An 18,966-nucleotide genomic window follows, 5' to 3' on the forward strand; every position below is an offset into this window, starting at 1 on the left:
TTGTAAAAGCAAAACAAATTGCCATGTTCTACTAAGACAACATATGAATGGATAGTATGTATAGAAAGAATAAGGCTGTACTCCATCTTTTTGGTGTAGACAAACGATAGGGTTTGTCTACATCAAAAATGAATATGAATTCAGCTTGACAGCTAAAAATATGGATGTGCAAGTATCATACAAAAAAAAGAAGGGTTCCCTTATATAGGAAATCCTTCTTTTTCTATCAACTTTCTTAATATTTATATTCTGCAATTTTCCCTGTTAAATCCTCTGCCATCGTTGACAGTGATTTAGCGGATGCAGAGATTTCTTCCATCGATGCGAGCTGCTCCTCAGTAGATGCAGCGACTTCCTCTGAAGACGACGCATTATTTCTGGCAATGGAAGCAAGGTCATTGGCAGTGGCTGTTACCTGTTGAACTGCTGCAGACATTTGCTCAGAAATGGCCATGACTTCTTCCATTTGCGGTTTAATATCTCCGCTGGAACGCAGGATTTCTCCAAATTTATCAATGGCGTCATAGGATACGTCTAAACCATCATTAACATTAGCTGTCACCTGAGACATTTTTTCCACAGCCTTTTGGACATCGTTCTGTATACCATGGACGATGGAGCTGATTTCTCCTGCAGATGTTTTGGATTCCTCTGCTAATTTACGGACCTCATCCGCTACCACAGCAAATCCTTTCCCATGCTCACCGGCACGCGCTGCTTCAATCGCTGCATTAAGCGCCAATAAATTCGTCTGCTCCGAAATATCGGTGATGGCATTTAAAATCGTACTTACTTCCTTCGAGCGTTCCAATAAGGATGCGATATTCAGGTTCGTATCATCAACAGACGATTGGATCGATGTCATTTGATTTAAGGTATCGCTGACCGCTTTTCCTCCAACTTCTGCCTGTGTACTCATTTGTGTCACCATATCCGAAACCTTTGTGGAGCTGTCAACAATTCTGCCAACACCGGTAGATACTTCTTCTAACGAATTCGCACTCTCTTCTGTACCGTGCAGCTGTGTTTCCGAGCTGGAGGAGACCTCCTGGATAGCCAGCGATACCTGTTCAGACGAGCTTGTCATTTGATCGGCATTCGCATTTAACTCCTCTGCCGATGCGGCAACCTGCTGGGCATTATATTCGACATCACGAACCAGCGTTTTCAAGCCCTCCTGCATTTCGTTAAAAGCTTGTCCCAGCTCGCCGATTTCATCCGTTGTGTTTATTTCAATCGAATGTGTCAGGTCACCGGTACTGATGACTTTTGCATTTTCCTTCAGTCTCTGAATCGGACGGGTGATGGAACGGATCAAGAATAGAATAATGATTGTTCCCAGCACTAAGGTAATGACAATAATTGTTATCATCGTCGTTAAGGTTGATGCTGCCTCTCCTTTGATTTCATCGTAATCAATGGTTCCTGCCAGCTTCCATCCAGTTAAATCATTTGTCTGGTACACCATGATTTTTGATGTATTATCATGGCCATATTCATAGCTTCCTGACGCATCTTCAAACATCGTTCCTAATACGTCGCCTTCCACTTCTTCCCCTGTTTCAAAGGTTGGATGGTATACGTATTTTTGCTGTGGATCAATAATGACAGCATAGCCATTCTCTCCAATTGAAACTTCTGAAGCCAGCTGCTGGATAGAATCGATATAGAGACTTACTCCCATCACACCGGAACCGTCGTCCAATGTTTTGGTGATGCTGACTACTGTTCCTGTTTCGCTGGCACTTTCAAATGGATCTGAAATCTGTACCTCGCCAGGGTTATTCACCGCATTGATAAACCAATCACGTTCGGTTGCATCGAATCCCTCCGGCAGTTCTGTATCCGGCTGTCTATAAAATAAATCGCCGTCATTGGAAGCCATATATACCTCAGAGACTTCCTCATTCATCTCCTTATATTGTCCTAATACCTGTTCTAAGGTCTCTTCATCATCCTCTATCTGCCCGCTGTTAAATTGCGCAGCAAATGTATTCAAATCACTTATCCTTAATTCCAAGGCATTATTTACTGTCTGGTTCAGCAGCTCTGCAGTGTCTTTCACCTGCTCTGTTTGCTGTTTCTCTAGTGAATCGATGGAACTGAAATAGGTCATTATTCCAATTGCTACTCCTGGAATCAATAACATGAAAAAGAAGGATACTACTAATTTAAATCGAATTCCTTTTGGTTTTGTTAATTTCTTCACAACTGACTCTCCCTCGCTGTTATATTTCATTCTGGTGATGTATATATCATTTTTTTATGCAATAATGTATCGAACCAGTTGTTTATACAATCAGGTCAAACATTCTCTGAGATGCTTACGACGAAGGCCGCCAGCATTCCCAATTATTGAAACAAAATAAGCATGCAGTATCTATTGACTCATTCCTCACTCCTTTTTCTGCAAATACACCGTATAATTCCCTAAGATTTCATACCTATTATTTATCGGCTATTTTTTCATGAATTAAATATTTTTTAACTATTTTATAACTTTTATTCTATTTCATACCATTTATATTGTGAGCAAATACCCGCTTTTTTTATTCTTTCTTTTTCAGAAAATCTTGAATGGAATCTTCAAATCTGTAACCTTCAAGTTGGAAGTAATTTTTTCGAGAGATGTTAATTCCGTACTCTGGAGCACTTTTTTGACCTTCTTTGTCATAATTTTTATCAACGAATATCTTGTCAGGTATTTCCCATACCGCACTTGGTATAAGAAATACATCTGGCATTTTCCCGGAATGAAATAATAATAGAGTCAGATATAGATTTTTATTTGTAATGTCAAATTTACTTTTTTGCATAAATACGTACCCTGTCCCTCTAAGTGATTTAACTTGTATCTCACAGAAACGTCCATGATTGTCTCTTACAACAAAATCTATCCCCCTGTCATCCACTTCTGTTGTATAAACCTCTAATCCATATGAAGCGAACTCCATTTTCGCAAAATATTCAGCATACCTTCCTAATTGTAATCTATTCAATTTGGTCCAATCCGTATTTGGCATTGCTACTCCTCCATCATTTTTTTAATAACATCTCAGTAAAGAGTAATTAAAAAGCGAAAAAATCACTTCCCATTTTTGGGAAATGATTTTTCTACCCTTAATATTTATAAATCTTTATCTTCTCCGTCAAATCCTCTGCCATAGAAGATAAGGACTTCGCAGCCGCCGTAATTTCCTGCATCGATGCTAATTGTTCCTCCGTAGAAGCTGCTACTTCTTCTGAGGATGCTGCATTATTTCTGGCAATGGATGCTAAACCATCTGCCGTTGAGGTCACTTGTTCCACAAGAGCAGACATTTCTTCTGAAGTAGCTGTCACTTCTTCCATCTGTGGTTTAATCGTTTCGCCTGTCCGTATGATTTCGCCAAATTTATCAATCGCGTCATAGGACACATCAAGGCCATCATTTACAGAGGTCGTGACCTGTTTCATTTTCTCCACCGCATTTTGAACATCCCTTTCGATGCCTTGGACGATAACACTGATTTCACTGGCAGATGTTTTCGATTGTTCGGCAAGCTTACGTACTTCATCTGCGACCACAGCAAATCCTTTTCCATGCTCCCCGGCACGTGCTGCTTCAATCGCTGCATTTAATGCGAGCAGATTGGTCTGCTCGGAAATATCGGTAATCGCTTTGAGAATCGTACTCACTTCCTTCGAGCGTTCTAACAGAGAATGAATATCCTTATTTGTATCTTCTACCGATGATTGGATGGATGTCATTTGATTCAATGTGTTGCTTACAGCCTGTCCGCCTACATTCGCCTGCTCATTCATCTGATCTACATAGCCAGAAACGCTGGTCGTACTTTCTACGATTCTTCCTACTCCTGTTGACACTTCTTCTAACGAACGAAGACTGTCTTCTGTTCCATCTAACTGATTTTCTGCGCTTGATGATACTTCCTGAACAGCGAGCGATACCTGTTCGGACGAGCTTGTTAATTGATCAGCATTTGCAGTCAGCTGCTGCGCTGACGCTGCGACCTGCTGTGCATTCATTTCCACATCGCTGATTAGTTCTCTTAAACTATGCTGCATGTCATTAAATGCATTGCCAAGCTGCCCGATTTCATCGTTTTTGGCCACTTTGATCTCTTCCGTCAAATCTCCGGTGCTAATCACCTGTGCCCTTCTTTTCAAACCATTAATCGGACGGAGGATGGATTGAATCGTGACTGCATTTATCCCTGCACCAATGAGAAAGGCAACAATCATCACGATGATAAGTGTTTTTATAATGGAAGCTGCATTATTTTTAACCTCGCTGTAATCAATACTTCCCGCAAGTGTCCAGCCTGTATGGTCATTCGAATCGTACACTAAAATTTTATCTTCATTATCCTGCTCATATTCAAGAACACCTGACTCCTGTTCCAATATGGAAGAGGTAAACGCTTCTTCCAGCTGTGTCCCTACTTCATTGTCAGGATGGAAAATAACCGTTCCTTCTCTATCTAATAAAATCGGGTAACCGTTTTCACCAATTTCAACAGTGGATGCCATATTCTGGACAAAATCGATTGTTAAGTCAATACCCGCAACACCGGAACCATCCGCTAATGTTTTGGAAAGCGTAACAACCATTCCTCCATCGACCGCTGTAGTTTGATACGGATCAGAGATAATCAGTTCCCCCGGGTTCTCCATTGCATGTATGTACCAGGATTGATCACGCGGATCAAAATCTTCCGGGACCTCTGTTTCCGCATCAATCAAAAAGGTGCCTTCCTCTGAACCAAAGAAAACTTCTTCTACTTCTTCATGAAAATGTAAATATTGATGCATAATAAGGGTCAATTCATCGTCTGCCTCTTCTATCTGATCTCCTCTAGTATTTTCGGCAAATACATCAATATCCCGGCCCTTCAGATCGAACGTCTCATCAATGTTCTGTCCCATCAGGGTGATGATTTCATTTACCTGCTCCTCCTGCTGTGCTTGCATGGAATTGACAGAGCTGTTGTACGTTAAAAAGCCAATGAGAACAATCGGTATAATTAAGATAGATGAAAAGGATATCACTAATTTTCGCTTCACTCCATTTGTTTCTTTTTTCTGCTTCATTCTTTCCAGCCTCCTTTTTTTACTAAATTCTTCTAATTATTTATCGGCTGTATTTATGTTAAATGAATCATTTTTCCTTGTTTCCCTACTTCGATTCTAGAGTAAAGTTAATTGAATAAAACAAAATACCTACTATTCTTTATCCATCTAATGCATTACAGCAAATAAAAAACCGGACCTTATTCCAGCGCTTTGGAATAGAAAGGTCCAGTTCTTCATGATGAAAATTAGTCTTTATCAGTATTTATATTGATTGATTTTCTCTGTTAAATCCTCTGCCATCGTAGATAATGATTTGGCAGATGCAGAGATTTCTTCCATGGAGGCAAGCTGTTCTTCTGTAGAAGCTGCTACCTCCTGAGAAGATGCCGCATTATTTCTGGCAATTGAAGCCAGGTCATTCGCTGTGGAAGAAACTTCTTGTACCGCAGCTGCCATTTGCTCAGAGATGGCCATAACTTCCTCCATTTGCGGCTTAATATCCGTACTGGATTGGACAATTCCTTTAAATTTGTCCATCGCATCATCGGACACTTCCAGACCTTTATCTACATTGGCGGTTACTTGGGACATTTTTTCAACAGCATCCTTTACATCCTGCTGAATCCCTTGAACGATCGTACTAATTTCTCCAGCGGAGGTTTTCGATTGTTCAGCCAGCTTCCGTACTTCATCTGCAACAACAGCAAATCCTTTTCCATGCTCTCCGGCGCGGGCTGCTTCAATCGCTGCATTTAACGCGAGCAGGTTGGTCTGTTCAGAAATATCCGTAATGGCCTTCAGGATCGTGCTTACCTCATTTGAACGGGCCATTAACGAGGTAATATTGACATTTGTATTATCTACGGAAGATTGGATCGATGTCATTTGATTCAACGTATCCGTAACCGCTTTGCCGCCGATTTCTGCCTGATCGCTCATCTGGTTTACCAATTCTGCTACGTGAGAGGAACTGTCAACGATTCTGCTGACCCCTGTCGAGACTTCTTCTAATGAATTCGCACTGTCTTCTGTCCCATTCAATTGTGTTTCCGAGCTGGAGGATACTTCCTGAATAGCCAGAGACACTTGTTCAGATGAGTTTGTCATCTGGTCGGCATTCGCATTTAATTCTTCTGCAGATGCAGCAACCTGCTGAGCGTTGAATTCAACATCACGAATTAATTCTTTTAAGCTGCCCTGCATTTCATTAAAAGCGATGCTAAGCTCACCAATTTCATCCTTTGTTTTCACTTCAATTGATTGCGTCAAATCACCTGTGCTGATAATTTGCGCTTTTTCTTTCAATTCTTTGATTGGCTTCACGATGGAACGTACAATCACTGCTGTCACAGCCAGCCCAATCACAATAGCACCGGCTAATACAATCAATAATGTGTTAAAAACAGAAGCTGCCTCTGACTGAATTTCACTATAGTCAATCGTTCCGGCGATTTTCCATCCTGTTAATTCATTAGTTCCATAAACCATAATTTTATCGGTGTCTTGATAATTATATTCAAATTCGCCAGTATTTGATTCATAAAGATGATCATAGAAAGATTCATCTGTTTCATTGCCAATATCTACTGTCGGATGATAAATGAAATGCTGCGTTTCGTCTAATAGCATCGCATAGCCATTTTCACCAATTTGAATTCCTGACGCTACTTCCTGAATAAAATCAATCGATAAATCGATACCGACAACGCCTGAACCATCCTCTAATGCTTTCGAAACGGTAACGACCATGTCACCATCTGCTCCCGCTGAAATATAAGGCTCTGAAATAATAATTTCTCCCGTGCTCTCCATTGCTTCTATGTACCACGTACGTTCACGCGGATCATATTCTCCCTCTATCACATCCGTTGACGCTTCCATAAATGCTCCGTCCTCAGAACCGGCATAAACGGATACTACCTCATCATGCAGGTTAAAATATTGATCAAAAGATGCAGCTATCTCCTCGGATTCGTTATCTACCGATTCACCTTGAATCTGTCCCGCTAATACTTCTGCATCTCTGCTCTTTAAAGTAAATGTATTATCAATAGTTTGATTCATAATCGTGATAATTTCTTCTACTTGGTTCTCTTGCTGCGTCTGTAATGTATTCAAAGAGCTGTTATACGTCATAAACCCAATGACAACGCCCGGAATCAATAACATACAAACAAATGATACAATTAACTTAAATCGAATTCCTGTATTCTTCATGGTTGTCCTCCCCTACTGCTAAAAATGCTTCTATACTTATCTATCGGCAAGAAAATGATAATTTGAATACTTTTTTCGTTAATTAGTCCTGTAAATATTTTTACAATTATGTTTAATTACCTAAAAAATGACATAAAAAAAGTGCAGCAATTTCTCACTACTGCACTTTTTTATTAAGGTAAAAATTAATTCAGTTTAAGGGTTTCTTCTTAAGATAGTGTTAAAACCTTTAATATTTATACTTTGACACTTTCTCCGATAAATCCTCTGCCATGGAAGAAAGTGATTTCGCAGATGCCGAGATTTCCTCCATGGAGGCAAGCTGTTCTTCAGAAGATGCGGCTACTTCCTCAGAGGATGCGGCATTATTGCGGGCGATGGAAGCCAGATTATTCACGGTTTCCATTAACTGCCCAACTGCGGCAGACATTTGTTCTGAGATGGCAGTTACTTCTTCCATCTGCGGTTTAATGCTTTCGCTGGAGCGGAGAATTTCACCGAATTTATCGATGGCATCATAGGATACATCCAGTCCGCTGTTGACATTGGAGGTAACCTGCCCCATTTTATCTACTGCATTCTCAACGTCTGTCTGGATTCCTACAATGATTTCCCTGATTTGCGTAGCGGAAAGCTTCGACTGTTCAGCCAGCTTTCGCACCTCATCTGCCACAACTGCAAAGCCTTTCCCATGCTCTCCTGCCCGGGCTGCTTCGATTGCTGCATTTAATGCGAGCAAATTCGTCTGTTCTGAAATATCGGTAATGGCATTTAAAATCGTGCTGACCTGCTTCGACCGTTCTAATAAGGATGAAATATTTTCATTGGTATTTTCGACAGATGATTGAATCGAGGTCATCTGATTTAATGTGTTGCTCACAGCCTGTCCGCCGACCTCTGCCTGTTCATTCATTTTTTGCACGAATTCCGTTACTTGGGCAGAGCTTTCAACGACTCTGTGCACGCCTGTAGACACTTCTTCCAGCGAATTCACTCCATCTTCCGTACCGCTTAACTGATGCTCTGCACTGGAGGATACCTCTTGAATAGCCAGGGAAACCTGCTCCGATGAGCTTGTCATCTGATCAGCATTTGCATTTAATTCCTGTGCAGAGGCGGCTACCTGCTGCGCATTATATTCCACCTCGCCAACCAGCTCCCGCAGGCTCTCTCCCATTTTATTAAAAGCAGTGCCCAGCTCGCCAATCTCATCATTTGTTTTGACTTCCACAGACTGCGTTAAGTCTCCCGTACTGATGACTTCTGCTTTTTCTTTTAAATCCTTGATTGGGCGGATAATCGAACGAATCAGAAATAAAATAATGACTGTTCCGATGACTATCGTCAAAGCCTGTACAATGGTAACCGGTATAGAGATAGACCTGGCTGCAGCTTCTACTTCACTTTGGTCAATGGTTCCTCCCAATTTCCAACCCGTTAAACTGTTCGTATCATATACCATAATTTTAGACATATTGTTGTAATCATAGTCAAACGTCCCAGAATCATTTCCATACATATTCTGATAGAAAGCTTCTTCTGCGTCTTCTCCAGCTTCTGTTTCCGGATGATAAATAAAGTTTTGATTCGTATCCAGCAGGATAGCGTATCCATTTTCTCCTATGCTCATTTCTGATACAAGCTGCTGAATAAAGTCCATGGATACATCAATACCGATGGCTCCCGAACCATCTTCCAGTGCTTTCGAAATACTGACCGCTATCTGCCCGTCCCCGCTTGCTGTCAGGTATGGATCAGAAATAATGACTTCTTCCGGATTTGCCATGGCTTCCAGATACCAGTCACGCTCTCTTGGATCGTAGCCTTCCTCCATCTCTAAGTCCGGCTGCATATGGTAATCGCCGTCTGTCGTTCCAAGATAAAATTCCGGAGCCTCTTCATGAATCTCTATGTACTCAGACATTCTTCGATCTAATTCGTCAGTATCTTCTATGACGTCGGCTGTAATTACGCTTGATAAGACTTCCATATCCCTCTGCTTCAGATCAAATGTATTATTGATTGTCTGATTTATCACCGCAGTTAATTCCTGCACCTGATCCCGCTTCTGCTGCTCTACAGTATTTGTTGAAGTAAAAAATGACATCGTACTTACGATTATTCCCGGGACGAGTAGTATTAAGAAAAAAGATAAGACTAACTTAAACCGGATTCCTTTGGCTTTAAATAATTTCTTCATTTTTTCATCTCTCCTAATTGTCTATAATTATTTATCGGAAGAAAACTGAAAAAATGTATCTAAATACAATAAATATTATAAAATATTTTTACTAATTCCATTAAAAAGAAATAAAAGGAATATAAAGTAAATTTATCATTCTTTTAGAATCAAATCATAAAATAAAAATAACCCTTTAACATTAAATCAAAAAAACTAAATACTTCTTATAAGATAAAAGTTCCATGTATGAAAGATTGATTTTAATAAAACATCCATGATTTTCACAGGGGGAACACACCTTATTACCTATTAACCTTTTCATTTATAAAAGTACTTTCAACCTAAAAATTATAGCTGTATTTCATTTTCATTTTCCATACTAGGAATTCTGAAGCATTTTTTCTATTTTTTGTTAAAAAAAGAAGGATTTCTCGTTTTAAAGTTTATATAGTTGGGGATAAATAAAATATAGAAAGGAATGATTTTTATGCTAAGTTTTATTTGGAGTCTAATCGTTGGTGGAATTATCGGCTGGGTAGCCGGATTAATAGTAAGTAAGGATTTGCCGGGCGGAATCATCGGAAATATTCTTGCCGGTTTCATTGGAGCCTGGCTCGGTACTGCGATTCTTGGAGAACTAGGTCCGGAAATAGGCGGGTTCTCTATCGTACCTGCTTTAATTGGTGCGATTATCCTTATTCTTATTGTCAGTTTCATCATGCGACTATTCCGCCGTTAAGGACCGGATTCTAAAAGACGATACAGAGGAATGGGTGAACATAATTGAAGCAGCTGCATAAGTTAGGTATATAGCTTATGTAGAAAAGAGGAATGTATATGCACTCTGACCCAAATCATGGGTATTCTCATGCAGATGAATATCAGGTGATGGATTATCAGCATCCGGATCAGTTTGATATAACTGCTTCACCATATAATGCATACCCGGGACAGCCATTTAATCAGCATGCGCCAGAACAGCGTGCGTTCTTTTTCCCGTTCATCGGCGGATTAGCCGGCGGTTTATTGGGCAGCGCTTTTAGTCCTGGCGGAGGCCCGGGATATTATGGTCCTCCCGGGCCGCCCGGACCTCCAGGACCGCCTGGGCCAATGGGATATTATGGCCCGCCGGGTCCGCCTGGCCCTCCTGGACCGCCCGGACCACCTGGTTATTATAACGGCTACCCCTATCCACCGTACTATTAGAAAACAGAAAAAAAGAGAGAAGAACGGCATAAATTTCAACCGTTCTTCTCCTTTTTTTATGCTATCCTTCCTCTATAAAATCATCTCGCAAAGCAGTGATTTCTTCCTCTCTCAAACCAATCACTTTCAGAAAATCAGCCGCACTGCCATATTCTTTATACAAATAGTCCAAAAATGCTTCCATGTAAGCAGGTTCACAGCTCAACATCGCTTTAAATTGATTCCGTGACATCAACGGCGGACGATGATGAAGCTCTTCATCCGTTATCTTCTTATACTCGCCCGTCAGCGCATAATCCTTCACGATAATATCTCTTGGCACGCCTGCTAAATCTAATAAAATAGCGGCCAGGACACCTGTACGATCCTTTCCAACCCGGCAATGGAACAGAACCGGATTTCCTTTATTTTCAAGAAAAATATCCATGATTTGTTTAAATTTCGGCTTGCTGGTCTCTAGCATCAAGATATACATTTCCACAAGACTTTTCGGCATTTTAGTCGTAAATGTAGCCGGGTCCAGCAAGGGGATATTATAAAAATCATAACGTGCTTTATCCTCTTTTCGATATTTCCCTTCCATGCTCATGCGTAAATCAATAACGGTATGAATGCCTCTTTCCTTTTGCAGAAAAGCATGCCCCTCAGGGCTCACCTGATGCAGCGAATCTGCCCGATAATACTTTCCCCATTTTGTTTGCTTGCCATCCTTCGTTGGATAGCCTCCCAGATCACGAATATTTTGTGTCCCTTCTAATGCAATATGTCTTGCCGGATTAAACAATAAAGTTTCTGTTGTCACGCTTCTGCCTCCCCTTTAGTCACAAACCTTACCCTTCTATTATCTTCACGTACACCGTCCGTGTTCTCGGCCCGTCAAATTCACAGAAATAGACACTCTGCCATGTTCCCAGAATCAGATGACCGTTGGAAATAATCAATGTTTCGCTGGCACCGACAACCGATGATTTCATATGTCCGTCCGAATTGCCTTCCATATGGACATAGGCTTCTTTATTTGGAAAGGTTTCGTTCAAGCCAAGCGATAAGTCACGCCGTACATCTGGATCAGCATTTTCATTAATTGTAATTCCGCCGGTCGTATGCGGACAATATACCAGCATGATTCCTTCCTGCACACCGCTCTGGTCTAAAATTTCCTCCAGCTGGCTATCCAAGAAAACAAATTCCTGCTTCTTCTTTGTTTTTATTTGAAATTCGATTGCATTCGTAGTCATGTCCTCCACCTCTTCCCATAAAAATCATTCTATCATGCGTTCTTTCAAGTATAACCCTATCTTAACGAAATATGGACAAACCAACAAATAATTAGGTAGTTTTGAAACATAACCCCTTCGTAAATCGTACAATAGGGTATAGGCTTTGTATGCTCTTCCATTCATTTGAGATAAACACATAATTTATGAAAAGGGTGATGATGTTGCGCAAAACATACATAATTCTGGCTGGTTCAGCCTTTTTTCTCCTCTCTGCCTGTTCGAGTCAGGAAAGCACAGCAGAAGAGAACGCAGAAGAAGTGCTTCAGCAGTTGCAGGAGGAGGAATATCAGCAAATTACCGACCAATATTTCTCCGCAGCACTGCAGGATGCATACCCTGCAGATGAATTACGGCTGTCCTGGGAAGCTAATCGCGGAAGTACATTTGAAGAAATTAACAATCTGGAAGCAACCGCAGATGATGACGAGACAGCTGTTTCCGGTGAAGTCATTTTTGATGATGCACGAATGGAGGTAACCATGGATTGGAATGAAGAAGAAAAACTGGAGAGCTTACAAATAGCGCGCCCAATGGAGGATTTAGCCCTCCCTGATGATGCTGTGGAAGAGGATATCACAATAGAAGCGGATGACGGCTACCCCCTAAATGGAAAATTGACCCTGCCCGATGAGGAAGGCGGACCATATCCAGCTGTGGTGCTTGTACATGGATCTGGTCCAAATGATATGGATGAAACTATTTTTAGCTACAAACCCTTTCAGGATATTGCTTATGGATTAGCAGAAGAAGGAATTGCGGTGTTACGTTATGATAAGCGTACGTATACACATGGAGAAAAAATGGTGGAAGAGCTGGGAGCGGCACTGACCGTTAAGGAAGAAACGGTGGATGATGCTGTGGAAGCAGCCCGCATGCTGCAAGCGGACGACCGAATTCAGACGGATCAAGTATACATCAATGGACATTCTCTCGGGGGAATGCTGGCGCCGCGCATTGACGACGAGGCAGATACAGCTGGCATGATTCTTTTAGCAGGCTCTCCCCGGTCATTATGGGAAATCCTGTACAATCAGCAATTAGATTTAGCTTCTGATAATCTGAGTGAAGAAGCACGAGAACAGCTGCAGGAACAAGCAGATGCATTTAAAGAGCTTGCCGAAAGCTTTCAAGATATGTCTCCAGAAGAAGCCATGGAATATGACATTGGCGGAATGAGCGGATATTATCTTCAAGAAATGGATCAATACGATGTCGGCCAAATTGCTCTTGATTCCAATAAACCACTGCTTATTCTTCAGGGGGAAGCAGATTTTCAGGTCACCGTGGAGAATGACTTCGCTGCATGGGAAGATATTTTTGCAAATGAATCGCAGGCAACATTAAAAACCTATCCGGACCTTAACCATAACTTTATTCTATCCCAAGGGGAAAATAAAGGCACGATAGCTGAATACAATATTCCTGGTCATGTGGATGAACAGGTTATCAAGGATATCAGCGATTGGATTCATGAACAGGCGGAATAATACAGCAATAATTCCTGAACTCCACTAATCCGGTTTACAATTTGAAAGCCGGATTATAAAATGATATTATGATATTTTATTGTGTTATTCGGCAGGGGGAAAGCTTTTGTTAAATCAATCATTAATCAAAAAAATTATTATCGGCATCTTACTTATAGCACTAGCTGTATTTTTATATTTTTACTTTTCGGTATTTATACCTGTCCTGCTGGCATTATTAACAGCAATTATTTTTGAACCGCTTGTGAAGCTGCTGCAAAAAGTATTAAAACAAGAAAAACGAATCTGGCCGGTTACCATTGTTTTTACGACCTTCGTGGTAGTGGCTTGCGGATTAATTTATGTCATGCTCACAAGTACCATCAGCCGTATCGTGGAATGGAGTTATAATGTTCCCAGATACGGAAGTGAAATTCAGACCATCATCACTGAAATTATTAACAGGTTCAATGATTTAATTGCTGATTTGCCGCAGCGTGATGCGATTATCAGTGAACTGGAACGTCAATCAGAACGGCTGTTAAACACAGGATATGACTTAGTAGAGAGTTTGATTGGCATGCTTGGTTCCTGGGTCCAATCCATTCCTAATCTGCTTTTTGTATCGCTTGTCTACCTGATTACTTTCTTTTTATTCAGTCTGGATCTGCCAAAGCTGTTCCAAGCTTTTTTCTCTCTGTTTCCAGAGACAACATCTACAAAATTAAAGACCTTCTTCCAGCGTTTAAAAACGGTTTTCTGGGGATACTGGAAAGCGCAATTCCTGCTTAGTGTAATGATTTTCATACTTACCTATGTGAGCTTATTATTTATCTCACCTCGGTTTGCGCTCTTAATGACCTTTATTATCTGGCTCGTAGACATTATTCCGCTGTATGTCGGTCCGGCATTAATTCTGGTTCCCTGGGGAGGACTGATGATGCTTATCGGCGACGTTCCAACCGGTCTGCAGCTGATGGTATTAGCCTTATTTCTCCTGGTCATCAGACGGATTACGGAGCCTAAGGTGCTCGGTGATCAAATGGGGCTCGCGGCATTGCCAACCGTTTTATCCATGTATTTTGGATTTGTCTTCTTTGGTGTGCTCGGACTTATTTTTGGTCCGTTTGTTGTCAGCGCATTTCAAGCAGCCCATGAAGTTGGCTTATTTCAATTCGTGAAGAAGAAGTCGATTGAAAAGGTAGAAGAAGAAAGTATATAGAACAACTAAAATCCGAATCTGTAAAAATCAGATTCGGATTTTTTATTATGGGGAGCCAAAACTCCCACTGCGTGACGTTTCGTTTTATAAGCAAAGCCTCTGCTGTCTTATTTGATGATTTCATTTAATGCATGACCGACACCATTTTCTTCATTACTTCTTGTTACATGGTCTGCATATTCCTTTACTTCCGGTTCAGCATTATGCATCGCTACAGCTGTTCCTGCATATTCAAGCATCGAAATATCATTAAAATTATCTCCAATGCTGACGGTGTCCTTCTGCGGAATTTCATAATACGCTGCCAGCGCTCCTAATGCATTTCCTTTGCTGGCGTCCGGATGAGCAACCTCTAATTTTTGATAGCCCGAGGTGGTGATGGAAATATCCTCTCTGCCTTCCCAGCCTTCCGCAAGCTTCTCCAGCTCCTGGCGACGGAAGGACAAAATAAATACTTTATACGGATCCAATTCGGTTACTCCTGCTTCTAAGTAGTCATCTACTTCTACCATCCCATACTGCATATTTTGTATTCGAATAATATGCCCGGCATTTTCCTTTTCTTCCGGCGTATCAAACAAAGCTTCCTTCTCTTCTTCTAAAATCGGCTTCTTATCCTTTTGAATATAGACGCCTTTATTCGTATAAACCTCAAAATATAATCCTGCACTCGCCACCGTGTCCATGATTTCCGTCAGCTTGTCCGCAACAAGTATCTGGCTGCGGATAACTTCTCCATTCACACTGGTCAACGAACCATTCGCACAAATTAATGGAACCTCTAAATTCGCCGCTTCCGCAATTTTCTGCATATCATGCAATGATCTTCCAGAACAAAAAGCAACGATATCGCCGTTTGCTTGTCTTCTATGAATCGCTTCTTGATTTTCTTCACTGATCTTTCCGTCTTCACTTAGTAATGTACCATCTAAATCAATTGCAATTAACTTCACGTGCTTCACATCCTTCCTGTTGCTATCTTACCATATTTGAAGCCATGTTGATTGACCGGCCTGTTTTGATATATCTGTTCCGCTGTATTTCACACCTTACATACCTAATAACGTTGTTACAATCCAGCCGGAGCCATAGAATATCATAAATTGAACCCCGATTCCCACACCAAGGAAACGATTCAATAATCCGCCGACCATTGCCATGGCAAACGTGACGCTGACGCTCACCAAGCCGCCTTCATAGAACGCAAGCAAGGTAACCACTCCGATAAACATAGCAATAATGGCTTCCTGGTTAATATGCTTTAACACAAGAACCGTCGCTTTCCGCGCAAAATTCATCGAAAATGGATAGGCAATAACAGCCGCAACAATAATTCCAATCAACCCGTATAGAAGAAAATCCATCGGCTCCATTAACGTATGCAGATTATGGACCGGCTCTGTTGTAAATACAGGCGGCGCATTAAATAACGCTTGCGCCGGTCCGATTGCTACCGGACTAAGTGGAATTCCAAAGGCCACAAGCGGAATAATCGTCTCCGCAATATACGTTGATTCCGTTACCCCATTCATCGTAGAAAGGCTGGCCGTTGACTTCTTGTATTGTCCCTTTATCCTGGAACCTACCAGCTCTCCCATCAATGCGGTCATGCCGACAGGACTTAAAGCAAAGGTTAACGAAGATAAAAACGACGTCCCTCCAACCGCTGCTGTTTGTTTTTTCGTTAACACTTTAAATGGATTCGGAAAATATCCCGACCATGATTTCTTTTCTGGAGCTAATTTATATTCATTGGGCTGCTGGCGCTTAATCATCAGCCGTCCGCTTCCGGAGGTTGCTAATAAGATATCGGTAAACATAGGTCCAATTGCAATACCTAAGAAAAAGCTGATTGATAATCCGGTTCCCAGAATCGTGGTGCTGACCATATTCAACCCTTGAATTACAAGGGCAAGTGGGATAATCAAAATAATACTCGCCCAGCGACCTTTGGAAAAATACCCAATCAAAACAGCTGCTAATGTAAATATTAGCCCGGCATTCTCCTGAAAAAATTCTCCAAACTGGCTTAAGAATACAGCAAACGCCAAGGATACAGGAAGCGCAATAAATGCACCAATAATCCCGCCGGAAATCATTTTCCGCAACGCAATATGCGGCAGGCCGATGCGCCGCATAAAGTTCGCATGGTCCAGCATCGGCGTAGCCGTCGTATCTCCAGGAACACCCATTAATGCAGTAGGAATCGCATGCGTGAGATGCTTGGAAAGTACGGCAGCCATAAAAAAGGCAAAAACAGCTTCCGGAGGTGCTCCCAACAGCACTACAATCAATGTAGCGGGAACAAGCACAGCGGTTTCATCGGAGCCGGAAATCAAGCCGATTGCCGTGAAAATCAGCCCGGCTACAATCGCTAATCCGATTGATATCAGTAATACATCCATTTTCGTTCATTCTCCTCTTTCAACTATTTCTTTTCTTTCTCATCGCTTTGCGTTTGCTCATCCAGGATAAACATCTCATAAAATCCTTGTTCCTTCATCTCTGCTGTGGTCACTGGATCATTCAAGATAGAGTCACGCTCCTCCTCCATATCCAGCTGCAGCTTCTCATATATTTCCGACAATTCTGCATTGGTAGACGCCGTTTCATTTAAAGTCCGCTTCGGTTTAAATAAAAACGTGTTCACAAGCAAACCTGTTACACTGCCGACGATGCCTGACAATAGAGAATAAGACAGGATCATTTCTTCTGGAGCAATCCGCGGAAAAATAAGCTCTCTGCCAGCAAAAAAGCCAAGAAAGCTCAACACCACACTGATGGAGATTGTCATGATCAAGTCTTTTCCGACAACCGTATCACCAATGATTTCAACATAGGCTTGAGAACGTTTTTGTTCTGGTTCTTCCATCTTTTTTAAACACCCTTCTATTGAAAATATCTCTGAAACAATTATTTGCAGAATGAAATAACCTGATTATACTACACACAAGCTAATTATACTAGGAGTTATTAGCAGATACTAATCACAGCATAACTTATAACCTGGAAGGCTTACCACCCATATTATCTGTTATACTAAAAGCTGTGAAAGTCGGTTATACCCGAATTAAAATGCAGTGAAAAAGGAGCGGTTTTTATGAAGCTGGAAACAGACAGACTTATCATTACCCCTTGTACAGAACAGACAATGACTTCAGACTATCTATCAAGGTTGTCAAGTTAATGCGACCGCTGCGGAAAAACACTACGCTTTCCATGGGCTTGCGCTCAGCCTCCTCGAAAGAAGAAGTTCACTTTTTTTCTGCGGGGTCTTCACACTGCGCTTTCCCATAGGAGTCTACGTGTTTTTCCTCCGCTAGATAGGTTTAATTACTATCTATATGGTCCTCATATTATCCAGCATTTACATGCATTAAAAGAAGACCCTGCTCTCTTATATTGGGGTGTTTGGCTTGTAAAACGAAAGGCAGATGACAAAATAAGTGGAGATATGGGGTTTAAAGGAAGGCCAGATAAAAATAAAACGGCAGAAGTCGGTTATGGATTTCTGGAAAGCTGTTGGAATAAGGGCTACGTAACAGAAGCACTTGCCGCTTTATTAAATTGGGCAAAACGTACTGCCGAGGTTGATAAAGTTATAGCCGAAACACATTTGGATAACCCTGCTTCCATGCGGGTACTCGAGAAAGTGAATATGCAAAAAGAAAAGCAGACGGAATCGGTGCTTTATTGGAAGTTGGACCTGGAAGATATTCACTGAAATAATCGCTTCATATTCCATAAAAAAAGGAAAGCACCTTATTGCAAAGTGCTTTCCCTCAAATTTTTTCTATTAAGTTTCTATTATTCTACTACAGTCACATTAACTTCACGTACGCCCCAGTTAAGAGCCTCATCACGTGTCGGAACATGAATATCAATTTTATTACCGTTAATTGCACCGCCGATATCGCCCGCTACTGCATGACCATAACCTTCAACATATACTTTTGTACCTAGTGGAATCACATTTGGATCAACAGCAATTACTTTTTCATTCGGGTTTGCGTTTAAGTCAATTCCGGTTGATGTAACACCAGAACATCCTTCACAGTTAGCTGTATATGCGGTAGAAGTTACAGAGATTGTTTCACCGCTAGCTTGTTCTTGTGTGTTGGTTTCCGTTACAGGTTCCTCATTTTCTGTGGAGTTCACAGCTTCTGCCTCTGCTTGCGCCGCTTCTTCTGCTTCTGCCTCCGCTTGTGCTGCTGCTTCTGCTTCTGCCTCCGCTTGTGCTGCTGCTTCTGCTTCTGCTTCCGCTTGCGCCGCTTCTTCTGCTTCTGCCTCCGCTTGTGCTGCTGCTTCTGCTTCTGC

General features: G+C 41.4%; 16 protein-coding genes. 5 read left to right on the top strand and 11 right to left on the bottom strand.

Features of this window, described 5'->3' with window-relative positions; genetic code table 11:
• Window positions 1–235: 235 nt before the first annotated feature.
• The 5 genes from ACFO3P_RS15270 to ACFO3P_RS15290 all read right to left on the bottom strand — a co-directional run bounded on the left by ACFO3P_RS15270 (window position 236) and on the right by ACFO3P_RS15290 (window position 9,493).
• Window positions 236–2,209: a methyl-accepting chemotaxis protein gene (locus tag ACFO3P_RS15270; RefSeq protein ID WP_289585354.1), complete on the bottom strand. Its 1,974-nt coding sequence runs from the start codon at window positions 2,207–2,209 to the stop codon at window positions 236–238.
• A gap of 340 nt (window positions 2,210–2,549) precedes the next feature.
• Entirely contained in the window at window positions 2,550–3,023 is a 474-nt protein-coding gene (locus tag ACFO3P_RS15275; RefSeq protein ID WP_289585355.1) for a DUF4365 domain-containing protein, read from the bottom strand.
• Between the two features lie 97 nt (window positions 3,024–3,120).
• Complete coding sequence (locus ACFO3P_RS15280; protein WP_289585356.1) at window positions 3,121–5,094, bottom strand: methyl-accepting chemotaxis protein; 1,974 nt, start codon at window positions 5,092–5,094, stop codon at window positions 3,121–3,123.
• A 237-nt stretch (window positions 5,095–5,331) separates the two neighbouring features.
• A complete protein-coding gene (locus ACFO3P_RS15285) occupies window positions 5,332–7,293 on the bottom strand; it encodes a methyl-accepting chemotaxis protein (RefSeq protein ID WP_042529885.1) in 1,962 nt (653 codons plus the stop codon).
• A 229-nt stretch (window positions 7,294–7,522) separates the two neighbouring features.
• Window positions 7,523–9,493: a methyl-accepting chemotaxis protein gene (locus ACFO3P_RS15290; RefSeq protein WP_289585357.1), complete on the bottom strand. Its 1,971-nt coding sequence runs from the start codon at window positions 9,491–9,493 to the stop codon at window positions 7,523–7,525.
• A gap of 469 nt (window positions 9,494–9,962) precedes the next feature.
• Between ACFO3P_RS15290 and ACFO3P_RS15295 the strand changes: the two genes are divergently transcribed.
• The gene (locus ACFO3P_RS15295; RefSeq protein ID WP_042529881.1) at window positions 9,963–10,214 is read left to right on the top strand and encodes a GlsB/YeaQ/YmgE family stress response membrane protein; all 252 of its coding nucleotides are present in this window, start codon (window positions 9,963–9,965) and stop codon (window positions 10,212–10,214) included.
• A gap of 98 nt (window positions 10,215–10,312) precedes the next feature.
• On the top strand, window positions 10,313–10,681 hold the full coding sequence (locus tag ACFO3P_RS15300; RefSeq protein ID WP_042529879.1) for a hypothetical protein: 369 nt from the start codon (window positions 10,313–10,315) through the stop codon (window positions 10,679–10,681).
• Window positions 10,682–10,742: 61 nt separating this feature from the next.
• Here ACFO3P_RS15300 and ACFO3P_RS15305 read toward each other — a convergent pair whose 3' ends face one another.
• Both ACFO3P_RS15305 and ACFO3P_RS15310 read right to left on the bottom strand, forming a co-directional pair.
• Window positions 10,743–11,483: a tyrosine-protein phosphatase gene (locus ACFO3P_RS15305; RefSeq protein WP_289585358.1), complete on the bottom strand. Its 741-nt coding sequence runs from the start codon at window positions 11,481–11,483 to the stop codon at window positions 10,743–10,745.
• 28 nt (window positions 11,484–11,511) lie between these two features.
• On the bottom strand, window positions 11,512–11,919 hold the full coding sequence (locus ACFO3P_RS15310) for a secondary thiamine-phosphate synthase enzyme YjbQ (protein WP_042529877.1): 408 nt from the start codon (window positions 11,917–11,919) through the stop codon (window positions 11,512–11,514).
• Between the two features lie 203 nt (window positions 11,920–12,122).
• Here ACFO3P_RS15310 and ACFO3P_RS15315 point away from each other — a divergent pair, with 203 nt between their 5' ends.
• The gene (locus ACFO3P_RS15315) at window positions 12,123–13,448 is read left to right on the top strand and encodes an alpha/beta hydrolase (RefSeq protein ID WP_289585359.1); all 1,326 of its coding nucleotides are present in this window, start codon (window positions 12,123–12,125) and stop codon (window positions 13,446–13,448) included.
• Window positions 13,449–13,554: 106 nt separating this feature from the next.
• Window positions 13,555–14,649 carry a sporulation integral membrane protein YtvI gene (ytvI, locus tag ACFO3P_RS15320; RefSeq protein ID WP_042529875.1) on the top strand — a complete coding sequence of 365 codons (1,095 nt, stop codon included), beginning with the start codon at window positions 13,555–13,557 and terminating at the stop codon, window positions 14,647–14,649.
• Between the two features lie 107 nt (window positions 14,650–14,756).
• Here ytvI and ACFO3P_RS15325 read toward each other — a convergent pair whose 3' ends face one another.
• The 3 genes from ACFO3P_RS15325 to ACFO3P_RS15335 form a co-directional block, all read right to left on the bottom strand.
• Complete coding sequence (locus tag ACFO3P_RS15325; protein ID WP_289585360.1) at window positions 14,757–15,602, bottom strand: Cof-type HAD-IIB family hydrolase; 846 nt, start codon at window positions 15,600–15,602, stop codon at window positions 14,757–14,759.
• 96 nt (window positions 15,603–15,698) lie between these two features.
• Window positions 15,699–17,054, bottom strand: coding sequence for a tripartite tricarboxylate transporter permease (locus ACFO3P_RS15330; protein WP_042529870.1), 1,356 nt, complete (start codon window positions 17,052–17,054; stop codon window positions 15,699–15,701).
• Window positions 17,055–17,077: 23 nt separating this feature from the next.
• On the bottom strand, window positions 17,078–17,521 hold the full coding sequence (locus ACFO3P_RS15335) for a hypothetical protein (RefSeq protein ID WP_042529868.1): 444 nt from the start codon (window positions 17,519–17,521) through the stop codon (window positions 17,078–17,080).
• 486 nt (window positions 17,522–18,007) lie between these two features.
• Here ACFO3P_RS15335 and ACFO3P_RS15340 point away from each other — a divergent pair, with 486 nt between their 5' ends.
• Window positions 18,008–18,373 (top strand): GNAT family N-acetyltransferase, encoded by a 366-nt coding sequence (locus ACFO3P_RS15340; protein WP_289585374.1) that lies wholly within the window; start codon window positions 18,008–18,010, stop codon window positions 18,371–18,373.
• 83 nt (window positions 18,374–18,456) lie between these two features.
• Here ACFO3P_RS15340 and ACFO3P_RS15345 read toward each other — a convergent pair.
• Window positions 18,457–18,966 (bottom strand): 3D domain-containing protein (locus ACFO3P_RS15345; protein WP_379542508.1); only part of this gene is annotated, 510 nt, incomplete at its 5' end.

The organism is Oceanobacillus aidingensis (assembly GCF_042654105.1).
GTDB classification, from domain to species: Bacteria; Bacillota; Bacilli; order Bacillales; family Amphibacillaceae; genus Oceanobacillus; species Oceanobacillus oncorhynchi.

Excerpts from the sequence above, each read along its gene's own strand:
- ACFO3P_RS15275 (WP_289585355.1), bottom strand. The coding sequence starts at position 3,023 with ATGCCAAATACGGATTGGACCAAATTGAATAGATTACAATTAGGAAGG.
- ACFO3P_RS15280 (WP_289585356.1), bottom strand. The coding sequence starts at position 5,094 with ATGAAGCAGAAAAAAGAAACAAATGGAGTGAAGCGAAAATTAGTGATA.
- ACFO3P_RS15285 (WP_042529885.1), bottom strand. The coding sequence starts at position 7,293 with ATGAAGAATACAGGAATTCGATTTAAGTTAATTGTATCATTTGTTTGT.
- ACFO3P_RS15290 (WP_289585357.1), bottom strand. The coding sequence starts at position 9,493 with ATGAAGAAATTATTTAAAGCCAAAGGAATCCGGTTTAAGTTAGTCTTA.
- ACFO3P_RS15295 (WP_042529881.1), top strand. The coding sequence starts at position 9,963 with ATGCTAAGTTTTATTTGGAGTCTAATCGTTGGTGGAATTATCGGCTGG.
- ACFO3P_RS15300 (WP_042529879.1), top strand. The coding sequence starts at position 10,313 with ATGCACTCTGACCCAAATCATGGGTATTCTCATGCAGATGAATATCAG.
- ACFO3P_RS15310 (WP_042529877.1), bottom strand. The coding sequence starts at position 11,919 with ATGACTACGAATGCAATCGAATTTCAAATAAAAACAAAGAAGAAGCAG.
- ACFO3P_RS15330 (WP_042529870.1), bottom strand. The coding sequence starts at position 17,054 with ATGGATGTATTACTGATATCAATCGGATTAGCGATTGTAGCCGGGCTG.
- ACFO3P_RS15335 (WP_042529868.1), bottom strand. The coding sequence starts at position 17,521 with ATGGAAGAACCAGAACAAAAACGTTCTCAAGCCTATGTTGAAATCATT.